Source organism: Exiguobacterium sp. s64 (genome assembly GCF_018618035.1).
In the GTDB taxonomy this organism is placed as follows: domain Bacteria; phylum Bacillota; class Bacilli; order Exiguobacteriales; family Exiguobacteriaceae; genus Exiguobacterium; species Exiguobacterium mexicanum_A.
Genome location: NZ_JACSLH010000002.1, coordinates 315,673 through 331,361 on the forward strand (window position 1 = coordinate 315,673; position 15,689 = coordinate 331,361).

14 protein-coding genes are annotated in these 15,689 nt (G+C 53.0%); 1 reads left to right on the forward strand and 13 read right to left on the reverse strand.

What is annotated here, in order from left to right; translation table 11 throughout:
- Nucleotides 1-26 precede the first annotated feature (26 nt).
- A complete protein-coding gene (locus tag KNP64_RS05225; protein WP_214791873.1) occupies nt 27-965 on the reverse strand; it encodes a sugar ABC transporter substrate-binding protein in 939 nt (312 codons plus the stop codon).
- Nucleotides 962-2,725 carry a sensor histidine kinase gene (locus KNP64_RS05230; RefSeq protein ID WP_138859231.1) on the reverse strand — a complete coding sequence of 588 codons (1,764 nt, stop codon included), beginning with the start codon at nt 2,723-2,725 and terminating at the stop codon, nt 962-964. The genes KNP64_RS05225 and KNP64_RS05230 overlap by 4 nt, the downstream gene beginning before the upstream one ends.
- Nucleotides 2,726-2,845: 120 nt before the next feature.
- On the opposite strand from KNP64_RS05230, the gene KNP64_RS05235 reads away from it, so the two are divergent.
- Nucleotides 2,846-3,799 (forward strand): 4-hydroxy-3-methylbut-2-enyl diphosphate reductase, encoded by a 954-nt coding sequence (locus KNP64_RS05235; protein ID WP_214711415.1) that lies wholly within the window; start codon nt 2,846-2,848, stop codon nt 3,797-3,799.
- Nucleotides 3,800-3,847: 48 nt separating this feature from the next.
- Here the strand turns inward: KNP64_RS05235 and KNP64_RS05240 are convergent, their stop codons facing one another.
- The 11 genes from KNP64_RS05240 to era all read right to left on the reverse strand — a co-directional run bounded on the left by KNP64_RS05240 (nt 3,848) and on the right by era (nt 15,677).
- Nucleotides 3,848-4,960 carry a Nif3-like dinuclear metal center hexameric protein gene (locus KNP64_RS05240; protein ID WP_214791871.1) on the reverse strand — a complete coding sequence of 371 codons (1,113 nt, stop codon included), beginning with the start codon at nt 4,958-4,960 and terminating at the stop codon, nt 3,848-3,850.
- A complete protein-coding gene (locus tag KNP64_RS05245; protein ID WP_034778092.1) occupies nt 4,960-5,676 on the reverse strand; it encodes a tRNA (adenine(22)-N(1))-methyltransferase in 717 nt (238 codons plus the stop codon). Before KNP64_RS05245 ends, KNP64_RS05240 begins: the two co-directional genes overlap by 1 nt.
- A gap of 96 nt (nt 5,677-5,772) precedes the next feature.
- Nucleotides 5,773-6,111: a cytochrome c550 gene (gene cccA, locus KNP64_RS05250; protein WP_021065699.1), complete on the reverse strand. Its 339-nt coding sequence runs from the start codon at nt 6,109-6,111 to the stop codon at nt 5,773-5,775.
- 132 nt (nt 6,112-6,243) lie between these two features.
- Nucleotides 6,244-7,338 (reverse strand): RNA polymerase sigma factor RpoD, encoded by a 1,095-nt coding sequence (gene rpoD / locus KNP64_RS05255; protein ID WP_034778096.1) that lies wholly within the window; start codon nt 7,336-7,338, stop codon nt 6,244-6,246.
- A 35-nt stretch (nt 7,339-7,373) separates the two neighbouring features.
- On the reverse strand, nt 7,374-9,194 hold the full coding sequence (dnaG, locus tag KNP64_RS05260) for a DNA primase (RefSeq protein ID WP_233004389.1): 1,821 nt from the start codon (nt 9,192-9,194) through the stop codon (nt 7,374-7,376).
- A 107-nt stretch (nt 9,195-9,301) separates the two neighbouring features.
- Complete coding sequence (locus tag KNP64_RS05265; RefSeq protein WP_052090136.1) at nt 9,302-10,150, reverse strand: pyruvate, water dikinase regulatory protein; 849 nt, start codon at nt 10,148-10,150, stop codon at nt 9,302-9,304.
- Complete coding sequence (gene ccpN / locus KNP64_RS05270) at nt 10,137-10,766, reverse strand: transcriptional regulator CcpN (protein WP_034778102.1); 630 nt, start codon at nt 10,764-10,766, stop codon at nt 10,137-10,139. Before ccpN ends, KNP64_RS05265 begins: the two co-directional genes overlap by 14 nt.
- A 21-nt stretch (nt 10,767-10,787) precedes the next feature.
- Nucleotides 10,788-12,842: a glycine--tRNA ligase subunit beta gene (gene glyS, locus KNP64_RS05275; RefSeq protein WP_214763232.1), complete on the reverse strand. Its 2,055-nt coding sequence runs from the start codon at nt 12,840-12,842 to the stop codon at nt 10,788-10,790.
- Nucleotides 12,835-13,728 carry a glycine--tRNA ligase subunit alpha gene (glyQ, locus tag KNP64_RS05280; protein ID WP_371743415.1) on the reverse strand — a complete coding sequence of 298 codons (894 nt, stop codon included), beginning with the start codon at nt 13,726-13,728 and terminating at the stop codon, nt 12,835-12,837. Before glyQ ends, glyS begins: the two co-directional genes overlap by 8 nt.
- A 287-nt stretch (nt 13,729-14,015) precedes the next feature.
- On the reverse strand, nt 14,016-14,765 hold the full coding sequence (gene recO, locus KNP64_RS05285; protein ID WP_034778111.1) for a DNA repair protein RecO: 750 nt from the start codon (nt 14,763-14,765) through the stop codon (nt 14,016-14,018).
- A gap of 3 nt (nt 14,766-14,768) precedes the next feature.
- On the reverse strand, nt 14,769-15,677 hold the full coding sequence (gene era / locus KNP64_RS05290) for a GTPase Era (RefSeq protein ID WP_029595225.1): 909 nt from the start codon (nt 15,675-15,677) through the stop codon (nt 14,769-14,771).
- Nucleotides 15,678-15,689 lie beyond the last annotated feature (12 nt).

Sequence of the window (15,689 nt, forward strand, 5' to 3'; positions counted from 1 at the left end):
CATAGCGGAATCTAATCATTTGTCAATTAATCTTTTGCGAGCCCTTCGTACAAATAGCTCGACGAATAGTAGTGTGACGCAATTTTCTTGCCGTTCAAATGATGTTCGAGCGCCTTGAATCCGACCTCGATCATTTCGTTCGGTGATTGGACGACGGTCGCATCGACTTTCCCGCTATGAATCAGCGGATAAATGCCGGTCACACCGTCGACCGATACGAGCGTTTTGTCACTGAGGCCATGGCTTTCGAGGGCCCGGACGACACCGAACGTATTGTCATCATTGTGAGAAAAGACGGCATCGAACGGAATACCGGCATCGAGCCACCGAGACATCTCGATCTCGGCTTGGAACGTGTCGTAATTACCCGTGATCGAGGCGACGACTTGCAGGTTGTCGTTGGCCTTGTCATATTCCGTCAACCCGAGGCTCCGATCGATCGTCGAACGGACTTTGGCGGTCCCTCTCACTTCGACGACACGAATCGGACGGTCGAGCCCAGCGTGTTGGGCGGCGATATAGTTCGCTGCCATCCGGCCGATCTCGACGTTATCGGACATGACCGACGTCAAGACGCTGTCATGGTCGATCATCCGATCGATGGCGATAATCGGAATACCCTCCCGTTCGGCCCGTTCGAGCGATGGCCGGATGAATGCTTCATCGAGCGTCGTCACGAAAATCGCTTCGACCCCGCGGTCGATCAGCGCGTCCAATTTTTCTTTCTCCAGGACACGGGAATCCTCACTCGTCGTCGGGACAGGGATAAAACCTTTTTGATTCGCCGTCCGGACGAACGCGGCCAACAGTTTATTGGCATGCTCATGCTTTTCACTGACGAATACGAAACCGACTTCATTATTTTCTCGCGCCCGTTCCGGTAATTGGATTGACGTAATCAATAGAATCGATAGCGCCCAGACGATCGGCAGCCAAAGCCAGTAATGTTTGAACCCTTTCGTCATGGGTGCGACCGCCTTGGGATTTTAATCATCATGGCCGTACCTTCTCCTTCAACACTTTCAATTTCCATGTGACCGTTCACGGCTTTCAAGTATTCCCGAATCATGTAGAGCCCTAAGCCGTTGCCGTTCTCTTTCGTTGTATAAAACGCGGACCCGACCGACTTGACTTGAGATTCGGTCATCCCGATCCCATTGTCTTCGATCAAGAAGCGGTAGTCCCGTTCCGTGAATTGAATCGTGACCGTCACGACGCCGTCGGCACCTTTCGTATCGACGGCCTCGACCGCGTTTTTGAACAAGTTATAGATGATTTGGACGAGCATGTCGTTCGAGCAGTAAAACGGCGGCATATCGTTCGGGACGTTCAACTCCCAGTTCGTGACCCGCTTATAGCATTCGGCGTCGAGCAAGAATTCGAGGCGTTTCGCAAACTCGGTCATGTCGAGCCACTCTTCTTGTAGCTTCGCCTGGTCGGGCTTCGCGAGCGTGAGCATCGTCGTGATCAAATGGTTGGCCCGATCAAGTTCTGAAAGCGCGAGATCGAGCATGTCGCTGCTACTGTGCCCTTCTTTCACCATCTGCAACGTGATTTGGACCGGCGTGAGCGGATTGCGAATCTCGTGGGCAATCCCTGCCGCGAGCTGTCCGAGCGAGGCGAGCTTCTCTTGCTGCAACAATAGTTGCTGTTGACTGAGCTGTTCGCGTCGGGCCGTCTCCATGCGGCGGGAATAATCGTTGTACGTATCGAGCAGCGTCTCGACTTCTTTGGAGCCGGTCCGTTCGAGTTGGATCGGTTCGAGCGACTGTTGTTTCTTGATGTTTTGCACAAGTTCGAGCAGCGGACTTGTCAACGTCTTCGACAACAGTAGACCGACCATGATACTCAAGAAGAATGTCACGAGCGTAATCATCAAGTATTGCCATCGCGTCGCGTACACCGCTTCGTAGACCGAATCGGTACTATGCTTTGCGAGGACGCTCCATCCGTTGACACGCGCATCGGGCTCAAACATGAGGACATCGTCTTTCGTGCTGAACACCGAACGGACGTCGTAGGCGTCCGTCGCTTCGATGATGGACCGGGACAAACGCCGTTCTGCGTCCGTGACGAGATTGAACGAGGTCGACAATACTTCGCCCCGTTCATTCAACAAGTAAAGAATCATGTCATCATTCGCCGATTCAAGCATCCGACGATATAAATCGGAATTGAGCACGCTGATACTACCGCCGAACATCCCGATCATCCGGTTGTCTTCAAGCACCGGCACGTATAAATACGTCCCGACGTCACCCGAAATCGAAATCGGGTCACTCATAAACAAGTCGTTCCTGCCGCCGGTGAGCACCTCTTTAAATTTCGGATCACTCTTGAGCGTCAGCGCCGGTACTTGGCGTTGCGAGTACCACGTGAACGCATCGCCTTCTAAATCGTAATAAAAAATCGAGGTGAAGCTCGTCCGCTGATTCAAATAACCGGTGCGGATCCGCTCTTCGATATACGTCTCATTCCCGACGTAAGCACCGAGATAGACCAAGTCTTCGTATAGTTTACCGAGTCGCGTCTCCAGGTTTTCGATACTCCCGTCAATCGCGTAGTCGAATTGTTCTTTCGCCAGTTCTTCCGCGCGGGACACCGTCACGCGGTCGGCAGAGAAGGCTAATGAAGAGATGACAAGTCCTAGTATAATGAAGATAATAAATGTAATCTGAAAGAAGTACGATTTTCGAACTTCAAGCAATGTTCTTAGGCGTTCCACGGTGTCCCTCCTTTCTAACCTTAAGATTATAGCATGAATACACGGAAATCTTTTCGTATTTTCGAAACAATGTTAGACTAATACGTATGAAAGCATCGCGAAAGGAGCGTTCCTTACAAAATGAAAGTAAAAAAAATTAGTCCACGCGGATATTGCTACGGCGTCGTCGATGCCATGAAGCTCGCCAACGAAGCTGTGGCCAACCCAGATTTACCGCGTCCTATCCATATACTTGGCATGATTGTCCATAACCGTCATGTCACCCAAGCATTCGAGGAACTCGGCGTCAAGACGGTCGACGGTGAGGATCGAATGAAAGCACTCGAGACAATTGATCGTGGAACGGTCGTCTTTACCGCCCACGGCATCTCGCCGCTCGTGCGTAAGCGTGCCATTGAGAAAGGCTTGACGATTGTCGATGCCTCGTGCCCGGATGTACTGGTCACCCACGATTTGATTCGCGAAAAGACGGCTGTCGGTTATGAAGTCATCTACATCGGCAAGCATGGCCACCCGGAACCGGAAGGCGCGATGGGCGTCGCTCCAGGAAAAGTTCACCTCGTCCAATACGAGAGTGACTTCGAGGCGCTCCCGGCTCACCTGTATGATGCAAAAATTCTCGTCACGAACCAGACGACGATGAGCCAATGGGACGTCTCGGCCTTGATTGAGATGATTCAAGAACGGTATCCTCATGTCGAGGTCCACAACGAGATCTGTAACGCGACCCAAGTCCGGCAAGAAGCTGTCGCTGAACAAGCCGGTGACTGTGAACTATTGATCGTCGTCGGTGACCCGAAGTCGAACAACTCGAACCGTTTAGCCCAGGTCTCGAAAGAGATTGCAGGCACGAACGCCTACCGCATCGGCGACTTGAGCGAACTCGACCTGACTTGGCTCGAAGGTGTCGAAACGGTCGCCGTCACGTCAGGCGCGTCGACACCGACACCAATCACAAAAAAAGTCATCGACTTCTTGACCCAATATGACCCGCTCGATTTGAGCACGCACGATAAGACGCCATATCTTGAACTGCGCAGCATTCTTCCGAAAGTGAAGGCGCTCCGTAAATGACATGAACCCCCGTCCTCTCATGAGGTCCGGGGGTTTTTCGTTTAATCATCAGTAGAAGCGGAACGGGTTTGTATCGGCTTCCGAAACAACCAATTCGACATCGAGTTTCGCACGTTCACACTTCTCGCGCATCACGTCGACGACGCCTTGCTTCATCACGCTCTCCACGTGATGACCCGGGTCGACGACAGAAAGTCCGAGCGCCATTGCATCGTGGGCCACATGGAAGTACAGGTCGCCCGTCACATACGCATCCGCACCTTTGAAATGGGCTGCCGATACGTATTTATTCCCGTCCCCGCCGAGCACCGCCACTTTCTCGATGATCCGGTTCGGATCGCCGACGACACGGACGGCTTCGACGTCAAAGCTCGTCTTGACGTGTTCGGCGAACGACTCAAGTGTGAGAGGCACCTCGAGACGTCCGATACGACCGAGGCCGAACACGGGCCCGTCAATGTCGTCACGAATCAAATCGTAGGCCACCTCTTCGTATGGATGCGCGTCCGTCATCGCCTTAAGCACTCTTTTCTTTTGGCTCTCCGTGACAATCGTCTCGATTTTCACTTCCTCGACACGCTCCGTCTTGCCGTGTTGGCCTAGATACGGGTCCGACCCTTCGAGTGGTGTGAACTGACCTTCTCCCGAGACGGTGAACTGACAGTCCCCGTAATCTCCGAGACGACCGGCTCCGGCCCGGCCGAGCGCCTCCGACACGGCTTGCCGATGCGTCGTCGGGACGAAGACGGACAGCTTATACACCGGTTCTTCATAAGTTGGAATGAGTACCATCGGGTCGACGAGTCCAAGTGCCTGACTCATCCAATCGTTGACCCCGCCCTGACAGACGTCCAAGTTCGTATGGGCGACATAGACGGCAATGTCATGCCGAATGCATTTCATAACAATCCGGCCAGCGGCACTGCGATCGTTCACTTGCGCAAGCGCGCTGAAAATGGGTGGGTGATGGGCGATAATCAAATCGACGTCTCGCTCGATTGCTTCATCAACGACCGACTCGAGCACGTCTAGCGTCACCATGACTCGTCGTACCGGTTTATTCAACGTACCGATTTGAAGACCAATTTTATCGCCCTCGACCGCGAGATGTTTCGGGGCGAACTCCTCAAACAATTGAATGACATGATTTCCGTTCGCCATCAGTTGCTCACCTCTCTCATTTTGTCACGTAGCGTCTTGAACTCCTCCTGTTTGCGGATGAGCGCTTCGGTTTGGGCACCTGCTGCCATCTGACCGAGCACATAATCGAGCTTGTCCGCCTCGCGGCCCCATTTCATTTTGAACGCCTCTGGGCGTGTCGTGAGCAAGTACGGTCCGAACATGAGCTGCCACGCGCGTTCTGTGTCATCTAGGCTATAGCATGTCTCCGTGCCACGTTCGCCGACAAGAATCTCGTATACTTTGTCATTCTCTTCAACGATTGATTCCGCGACTAGGACGAATCCTGCGTCGAGCAACCATTCGCGGACATGTTGTCCATCCACGTTCGGTTGCAGGACGAGCCGTTCGACGGCACCTAACTTGTCACGGCCGCTCTCTAAAATCGACCGAATCAAACTTCCGCCCATCCCGCAAATCGAGATGCATGTCGCCTCATCTGCTTCGAGGACGGCGAGCCCGTCACCGAGACGGACGTCGATGTTTTCGGTCGCTCCGATGAGCTCGACTTGAGCTTTGGCCGCTTCCATCGGTCCGCGGTTCACTTCGCCTGCGATGGCGCGGTCGACGATGCCTTGCTGAACGAGATAGCATGGCACGTAGGCGTGGTCAGAGCCGATGTCCGCCACTACACTGCCTTTCGGAATGAAATCGACGACTTGCTTCAGTCGGCGGTCTAACGTCACTTGTTCTTGCATAGGGACAACTCCTTTTTCTACTTCTTCACTATAGGGTAACGAATATTTATATCCAGGACAATAAAAAACGTACCCCAGAAGGAGTACGTTTCACCCTTATTGTTCGAGCAACCAAGTCGCGAGTACGTCTGCTTCTTCGGCAGTCGCGAGACCGGCTGGCATTGCACCTTTACCGTTGACGATGATGTTTGTGATCTCTTCCGCCGATAAACGTTCGCCGACGCCTGTCAACGCAGGACCGACGCCACCTTCGAGATTTCCACCGTGGCAACCTGTGCAGCCTTTCGCCGCGTACAAGTCTTCCGGGTTCATCTCAGTGACCGATGGACCTTCAGCAGCCTGCTGAGCTTGGTTCACGCCAAAATACGATAATGAGACCATGGCAATGATTGCGACGATCGCGATCGCTGCAAACGGTAACAATGGATTACGCATTGTATTTCCCCCTCATGTTCATTCCAAATTTCTACCCATCACTATTTTACTCAAAAAATAATAAAGAAGGAAGGAAAATCACTCATTTTCCTTCCTTTCTTCTAAAACTTCACATTTTATTCAAAAACACAATTAATCAAGGAAGTCTTTCAAGCGTTTCGAACGGCTCGGGTGACGGAGCTTCCGGAGCGCCTTCGCCTCGATTTGACGAATCCGCTCGCGGGTGACGCCGAACACTTTCCCGACTTCTTCGAGCGTGCGCGTACGGCCATCATCGAGACCGAAACGGAGACGGAGCACGTTTTCTTCGCGGTCCGTGAGCGTGTCGAGCACGTCTTCGAGTTGTTCTTTGAGTAGCTCATAGGCAGCGGCGTCTTGGGGTGCCATCGCATCTTGGTCTTCGATGAAGTCGCCGAGGTGCGAATCATCCTCTTCCCCAATCGGTGTCTCGAGCGAGACAGGCTCTTGGGCGATTTTCAAGATCTCACGCACTTTTTCAGGTGTGAGTTCCATCTCTTTGGCGATTTCTTCAGGTGCCGGTTCGCGCCCGAGGTCTTGCAACAGTTGACGTTGAACACGAATCAACTTGTTGATCGTCTCGACCATGTGGACCGGGATCCGGATTGTCCGAGCTTGGTCGGCGATGGCGCGGGTGATTGCTTGACGAATCCACCACGTCGCGTACGTCGAGAACTTGAACCCTTTCATGTAGTCGAACTTCTCGACGGCTTTAATGAGGCCCATGTTTCCTTCTTGAATCAAGTCAAGGAAGAGCATACCGCGCCCGACATAACGTTTCGCGATTGAGACGACGAGACGGAGGTTGGCTTCGGCAAGACGTTTCTTCGCCTCTTCGTCCCCTTGTTCAATCCGTTTCGCGAGTTCGGTCTCATCTTTCGCACTGAGGAGATCGACGCGGCCGATCTCTTTCAAATACATGCGGACCGGGTCGTTGATCTTAATACCTGGCGGGACGGACAAGTCGTTCAAATCGACCTCTTCGTCCTCTTTTTTGGTTGGTGTTTCTTCGGCATCGGCCGCATCTTCTGTGACGCGGATATCTTTACCTTCTAAGTCTTCAATGAAGTTATCGATAAAGTCCGAATCCACCTCGAAATGGCTGAGGCGATCTTGGATTGCTTGCATGGATACGACGCCTTTTTTCTTACCTAATTTCTCGAGTTCGTCTATGGCGTTAAATAAATCCTCTTTTTTCTTCTCTGCCATCTAGCAGTTCAACTCCTTCCAAACTTCCTTCACGTTCATCGTTCACGAAGACGACGACTCCGGGTAATCAATTCTTGTAACTTGGATGCCTGGTCTACTATACTTTCGGCATCTTGTCCGATTTCCCTTTTCGCTCGTTCGATTTGACGCTGTTCCTCATAACTGTTTATGACCTTAATGTATTCATCTAAAACCTCTTCGGTCAGTTCGTCCGGTGCGGACATGAGCCGAATCTCGGCATACCGATTCGCATAGTCCGGACGTTGGTCACAATAGCGCTCCATGAACGGGGGCGCCACTTGTTCGAATTCTTCATGCGTCATGTCCTCCGAGACGATCTCATAGAGGGCCGTCGCCAGCATGCGATGCACTTCGTCCTGATAGGCTAGCCCGAGGCGGTCCCTGACGAAGCGGACCCGCTCCGGACCACTCAGCATGGCCCGAAGTAACAGCTTTTCGGCTTTGACATAACGCGGTTCATTCGTCTTAGATGAACGCCGGCGAACCGGTTCAGCTTCCGGCACTCGTTGGGGTGCGATTTCTTTCGGTCTTGTCGAGGGCATCCGTGACAACAATGTCTCGACTGGAATCTCAAATTCGTCTGCCAGCTTTCTCACATATAAATCACGGCGAATCGAATTGTCCGTTTTACTGATTTCCACAAGCATAGATTCAATAAAACGAATCCTTTCTCCTTCTCGATTCATATTTTTCCCACGCCGTAGCGTCCGGTTCATGAAATCGAGGACGGATAAACGCTCCGATTCGACAAGTCTGTGCCACTGCTCCGCCCCATTCGTCCGAATATAATCATCCGGGTCGGTCTTCTCAGGTAACATCAGCACCTGGACATCGAGCGGGTAGCCCTCGAGCAAGCGGACGACTTTCATCGTCGCTTCTTGTCCGGCCGTATCACCGTCATAACAGATGATCACTTCTTCGACCATGCGTGCTAACGCACGGGCATGCTGTGTCGAAAACGCCGTCCCGAGCGACGCGACGACTTCCTTCGTCCCGGCTTGCGCGACTTGCAAGACGTCGACGTTCCCTTCCACGAGCACGACCCGTTTTTGCTTTCGCATCGTGGCCCGTGCCTGTGAAAAGCCGAAGAGGAGTTCGCTCTTGTTGAACAGGGGCGTATCCGCCGTGTTGACGTACTTTGGCTGTCGCTCATCGATCGCCCGTCCGCTAAATCCGACGATGGTGCCGTCTCGATCCGCAATCGGAAAGACGACTCTGCCTTCGAACCGGTCAAAATATTCACCGGACCTCGACTTAGAAATCAACCCGGCCTCCACCATGACCTCGAGGTCGAAACCTCTTCGTTCCAGTGAATCAACGGTAAAACGGCGATGATCAGGCGCATAACCGATCTTATACTGTCCGATCGTCGTCTCCTGTAGACCGCGCGCTTGCAAATACGTCAATCCGACTTCGCCCGCTTCGGTCTTCATCAACACTTCATGATACAAATCCGCCACGACACGATGGGCATCGCGCATCTGTTTACGAATGACTTGGTCTCGTGACAACTCCTCATCGCCAGACACCCCGCCCTCGATGGCGATGTTCGCCCGCGTCGCGAGACGTTCAATCGTCTCAGGGAACGACAAACCTTCTGTCTCCATGACGAACGTAAATACGTTCCCGCCGGCTCCACATCCAAAACAATGGTACATCCCTTTTTCCGGGGACACGGAGAACGATGGACTGTTCTCCGAGTGGAACGGACAGAGACCGACGAGGCGATGGCCTTGCTTCTTCAATTCAACGCGTTCACTGATTAAATCAACGATATCTGTGGCTTGTTTCACTTCCGCAATGACTTCATCCGGTATTCGCGGCAACTCGACCACTCCCTATCCAAACTCGCAACGAAACGGAACGCTCACCACGTTCCGTTTCACTGTAATGTCAGTACTCTATTATACCGTTAACACCAGTCGATTACTAATCCGAGTACTCAATCGTCTTTCGATTGGTCGAGCATCCGTAAAATGATGCCTGCCGTCTCTTCGACGGCTTTGTTCGTCACGTCGATGACCTCGCAACCGATTCGTTCGTAAATCCCTCGGGCATACTCGAGTTCACGATTGATGCGTTCGAGTTGGGCGTAGTCGGCCTCCGGTTTCAAACCGAGCGACTTCAACCGTTCCATCCGAATCGAAATCAACTTATCCGGCGAGATGATCAACCCGACGCACTTGTCAGGCGGCAAATCGAACAGTTCTTCCGGCGGGCGTGATTCCGGCACGAGCGGTACGTTGGCGACCTTATACCGCTTCAACGCCAAATATTGTGAGAGCGGCGTCTTGGATGTGCGTGATACGCCGACGAGGACGATATCAGCTTTTTTCAAGCCTCTTGGGTCACGTCCGTCGTCGTACTTGACCGCGAACTCCATCGCTTCGATTTTCCGGAAGTAATCCTCATCGAGACGATAGATGAGTCCCGGTTTCTCGCGTGGACTCTCTCCGAGTTGACCGGCGAGCACGTCGAGTAAGTCGCCGAGCAAGTCGACCGTCTTCACGTCATGCGCTCGTCCGAGTTGAACGAGGAGGGCCCGATGCTCCTCGTTGACCAACGTGAAGGCGATGACCGCTCCTTGGGCACGCGCTTGTGTCACGACATCGTGAATCGTCTGTTCATCTTCCACGAACGGAATTCTAAGCGTCTCAATCGCATTCTCGTGGAACTGGATGCTCGCGGCGCGGACGACGAGTTCACACGTCTCCCCGACCGAATCGCTCACGACAAATACGAGTTGTTTTTGTGTCAGTGTCAAACCAGATTCCTCCTCAGAACGACTCATCGTTGGCGAGTGCGATCAATACTTTCGTCATGTTCGTCTTCGTCATGCGACCGAGCACGATCAGCTTGCCGTCTTTCTCTTCGACGACTGGCATGGCATCGATTTGTTTCTCGATCAGCTTCATCCCGGCCCGAATCAACGTCTCACTCTTCTCGCACACCGTGATGTTCGGCATGCGGGTCATGATGACGTTGACCGGCAATTGATCCAAGTCTTGATTGCCGATGGCGGCCCGAAGTAAGTCTTTACGTGACAAGACACCGACGAGCTCGTTGTCCTTGCCGACGACGAACAGCGAACCGACGTCTTCTAAAAACAAGGTCACGACGGCGTCATACACCGTCATCTCGTCACTGACGACTTTCGCGGACGACATGAAGTCGCCGACCGTCAATGAATCCAATTTTTCCCGAAGCAGGGATGAGTTTCGTTTGCCGACGAACGTGTAGCCGACACGTGGCCGGGCTTCTAGTATTCCAGTCATCGTCAAGATGGCCAGATCCGGACGGAGCGTGGCGCGAGTGAGCGACAGCTCTTGCGCGATCTGCTCACCCGTGATCGGTCCGTTGACCCTGACGATCTCAACGATCTTCTGTTGGCGTTCATTCAGCTGCATAGCCAACCCCCTCAAGTTTGGTCAGAGTACGAGCGCGCTAAAGTCGGCGACGCTCTCGATTGTCATGGCGAGTCGTTTCATCTCGCGCAGACGGTTCTCGCGAATCGCTTCAACGTCGCTCATGACCATTGTATTTTCGAAATAAGCGCTAATCGGTTGTTCCAATACGCGCAATGACGCGATCGCTTGATGATAATCCCCATCCTCGACGGCTCGCTCCGTTTCCGGTAGCGTCGCTTCGATGGCGACATGGAGTTCGTTCTCTTCTTTGTTTTCGAACAATGCCGGATCGACCTCTCCAGCCTCACCTTTCTTGGCGATATTGACGACACGCGTCAATTGCTCAATGAGTAGTTTCGCATCGTTTGCGAGCATGGCTTGAACCGCGTCCGCTCGGGCATCGAGCCGGTTGATGGCGAGCTCTGTCGTCAATACGGCGTCGATGACGTCATAACGTACTTGCCGTTCTTGGAGACGATACTTCAAGCGAAGCATGAAGAAGTCTTTTAGTTGCGCCTTGACTTGTTCTTTATCGGCATCATAAAGTCCTGCCTGAAGTTGCGAATCGACAACTTGTGAAAGTAATTTGTCAAGTGGGAGCGCAATCTTCCAATCCGCTAGAATTTGGACGACCCCTTGGGCTTGACGACGAAGCGCGAACGGGTCTTGCGAACCGCTCGGAATCATGCCGATTCCGAAGAATGCAGCGATCGAATCCAATTTATCGGCGAGTGCGAGAACCGCACCCGTTGGCGTCGATGGTGACGCGTCGCCCGCAAAGCGTGGCATATAGTGTTCACGGATGGCTGCGGCCACTTCTTTGTCCTCACCTTGTTGGAGCGCATACTTCTCACCCATCACCCCTTGGAGTTCTGTGAACTCATACACCATTTGGCTGACGAGGTCGAACTTATGGATGGCTCCAGCCCGGGCGACTTTGGTTGCATCCGCATTGAACAATGGCGCCAGCGTTCCGGCGAGTTGTTCCACCCGACGGACCTTGTCTCCCGTCGTCCCCAACTTCTCATGGAAGACGATGCGGTCGAGACGGACGAGTTGATCGTCAATCTTCGTCTTTTGGTCTTCCTCATAGAAGAAGACGGCATCTGCCAAGCGGGCCCGGATGACCTTCTCGTTCCCTTTGGCAACGTTTTGAAGATGGTCCGCGTTCCCGTTACGGACGGTCACGAAATAGTTTTTAAGCGTTTCACCGATATAGACCGGGAAATAGCGTTGATGCTCTTTCATCGTCGTGATCAATACTTCTTCCGGAAGTTCGAGATAGCTTGCATCGAATTCACCGAACAGCGCGGTCGGCCATTCGACGAGGTTTGTCACTTCCTCGAGCAACGACGCGTCGAGCGGAACCGTCCACCCTTGCTCAGAAGCCAACTCGTCGATTTGACGTTCGATGCGGGCCTTACGGTCTTCATATGACGCGACGACGAATTCGCGTTCGAGCGTCTCGGCGTAGGCGGCCGGCTCGGCGATCGTGACGTCACCTTTACTCAAGAAGCGGTGACCACGTGTCACGTTTCCTGTCTTTACGCCTTCGATTTCAAAATCGATTTGCTCGGCACCGAACAACGCGACGAGCCAACGAATCGGACGCATGTAGCGGAGACTGCTCGTGCCCCACTTCATGTTTTTCGGGAACGTCATACCACGGACGACGTCTTCGAGTGCCGGAAGCAGCGTGCTCGTCGCCTGACCTGACTCGTGACGGTCTGCGAACACGTACTCGACACCTTTCTCTTCAGCGAAGTACAAGTCGTCGACCGAGAGACCGCGGCCACGGGCAAACCCAGCGGCTGCTTTCGACCAGTTTCCTTCAGCGTCTTGAGCGATCTTTTTCGCCGGTCCGCGAAGCGTCTCCGTCAAGTCTTGTTGCTTCTCTTCGACGTCTTTGACAAGAACGGCGAGACGGCGCGGTGTTGAATAGACGGTCAATGTCCCGAACTGGACACGGGCGTCCGTCAAGAAGGCGGTCACACGCTCTGCCAATTGTTTCTCCGAACGGAGGACGTATTGCGCTGGTAATTCTTCAAGTCCGATTTCTAATAAAAGGTCACGCATCAAGGGCACCTGCTTTCTCTTGGTTCAAAAGTGGGAAACCGAGACGTTCCCGCTCTTCGATAAATTTGGCAGCACACGCACGGGACATGTTGCGGACACGTTGGATGAAACCGGTCCGTTCCGTCACCGAGATGGCGCCTTTCGCATCGAGTAGGTTGAACGTATGCGAACATTTGAGGATATAGTCGTAAGCCGGGAAGACGAGGTTCTCGTCAAGGGCACGCTTCGCTTCTTTTTCGTACGTATCGAACAACGTGAACAACATGTCGACGTCTGAAAGTTCGAACGTATATTTTGAGTGTTCATACTCGGGCTGGTAGAAGATGTCCCCATACTTGAATCCGTCCGTCCAGACGAGGTCAAACACGCTCTCGACTTCTTGGATGTACGACGCGAGACGTTCGAGACCGTATGTGATCTCGACGGCGATCGGGTCACACTCGATGCCACCGACTTGTTGGAAATACGTGAACTGGGTGATCTCCATCCCGTTCAACCAAACTTCCCAACCTAGACCGGCCGCGCCGAACGTCGGGTTTTCCCAGTTGTCTTCGACGAAACGGATATCGTGCTCGAGCGGATTGATTCCGATCAACTCTAAACTTTCTAAGTAAAGCTCTTGGATGTTGCTCGGTGACGGCTTCATGATGACTTGGAACTGATGATGCTGATACAAACGGTTCGGGTTTTCACCGTACCGTCCATCCGCCGGACGACGTGATGGCTCCGTGTAACAGACGTTCCACGGCTCTGGTCCGAGACTCCGTAAGAACGTCATCGGGTTCATCGTACCGGCCCCTTTCTCAACGTCATACGCTTGCATTGTCAAGCAGCCTTTCGACGCCCAGAAATTTTGTAACGTCAAAATAATTTCTTGCACGGTCATGTGCTTCATATGTGACACCTCCAAAAGTATTGAAACGACAAAAAACGCCCCTATGTGCCATGCACATAGGGACGGGATTACCCGCGGTTCCACCCTACTTGCCTCGAGATGAGGCCACTCTTTGGACTGTGGGCGCTCCGGAATTGCCATTCACTTCCCCCTGGCGTTCGGCTCCCACCTCCCCGAACTCGCTGTACCCATGGCGTAAAAGCTACTCGTTTCCTTCATTGCGCACGCTATTTCATTTGTCTAATCGTAGATTATGGTATCGAATCTTGTCGAAAAAGTCAATCATCGTTCAAGTAAAGGCGCTGCATTTGATCGAGGACACGTTTCGTCTTCAGCCGCAAGCCGCTGTATGATTCCATATAGGCGTCGAACAGCTGCCTGAGCAGAATCCGCGTCTCTTTTGTGAGCGGGACATTACTGAACTCGGACAGCTCGTGTCGGCTCATCAAATAGAGGAGCTTCGCTAGACGTTCGCTCATCCGGGCCGACCCTTCTTCTTGGTGACGCGAGCAAAGAAAACCACCGGCCGCCACTGAAAAATACATCGGGTCGGTCACATCGTTGCAACGGATGCACCCGGTCAAAACGGGTGCGACCCCGAGCAAGTGCAAAATGCGCAGTTCAAAGTGGTGCGTGATCACATCCGGGTCCATCCCTGCATTGAGCGCCTGCAGGGCGTCGTTCAAGATGCGATAGAGCGGGCGGTTCGGCACCCGGTCCTCGACGGTGCGGTCGACGAGCTCGAGCCAGTACATGGCGTACGCCATGCGCTCGACGTCTTTCCGGATTTCTGGATAGGACGTGATCACATCCGACGACTTCAGTTGACCGAGGCCACGGCTCGCCGGGAAAATATACACCGCCTCGACGAAAGGCTGGCTCGATGCATGCAGGCGACTGCCCGGCTTTTTCGCACCGCGCGCCATGACGGCGACTTTCCCGAGTTCTTCGGTGAACAACGTGACGACTTTGTTCGACTCCCCGTAATTGACCGTCCGAATGACGATTCCCGTGACCTTTTGCAACATGGCTTAATACTCGTCGTCGCGGAAACCGAGGTCGCGGAGTTGGCCCATCTTGTTACGCCAATCTTTTTGCACTTTCACCCATAGGTTCAAATACACTTTTGTCCCGAGGAGCGCCTCGATGTCGTGGCGTGCTTCTGTCCCGATTTCGCGGAGCATCGCACCTTTTTTGCCGATGACGATTCCTTTTTGCGAATCACGCTCGACCATGATTACGGCCTCGACATCAATCATTTCCGAGTTTTCCCGTTTCTTGATCGATTCGATGGCGACCGCGATTGAGTGCGGCACTTCATCACGCGTCTTATGGAGCACTTTCTCGCGAATCAATTCAGAGATGATGAACCGTTCCGGGTGGTCTGTCACTTGGTCGGCCGGGTAATACATCGGTCCTTCCGGGAGCAACTTTTTGATTTCTTTAAGGAGCGGTTCGACGTTATTGCCTTGAAGTGCCGAGATCGGGACGTACGCCGCGAAATCGAGTTGGTTCGTATACTGCTCGATGACAGCCGGAATCTCGTCCGGATGAATCAAATCGATTTTGTTCATGACGAGGATGATTGGCGTATCGAGCCCTTTTAACTTCTCGATGATGAACTCATCGCCGGCGCCGCGCGGTTCCGTGACGTTGACCATGAAGAGGATCGCGTCGACTTCACGGAGTGCGTTCGTCGCGACTTTCATCATGAAATCGCCGAGGCGGTGTTTCGGCTTATGAATCCCTGGCGTGTCGATAAAGATGATTTGCGAATCATCCGTTGTATATACACCTTGGACCTTGTTGCGCGTCGTCTGCGGCTTGTCTGACATGATGGCAATCTTTTGTCCGATGACCCGATTCAAGAACGTCGATTTCCCGACGTTTGGACGACCGATGATGGACACAAACCCTGATTTAAAATCTTCTTGATACATAATGCACCTGCT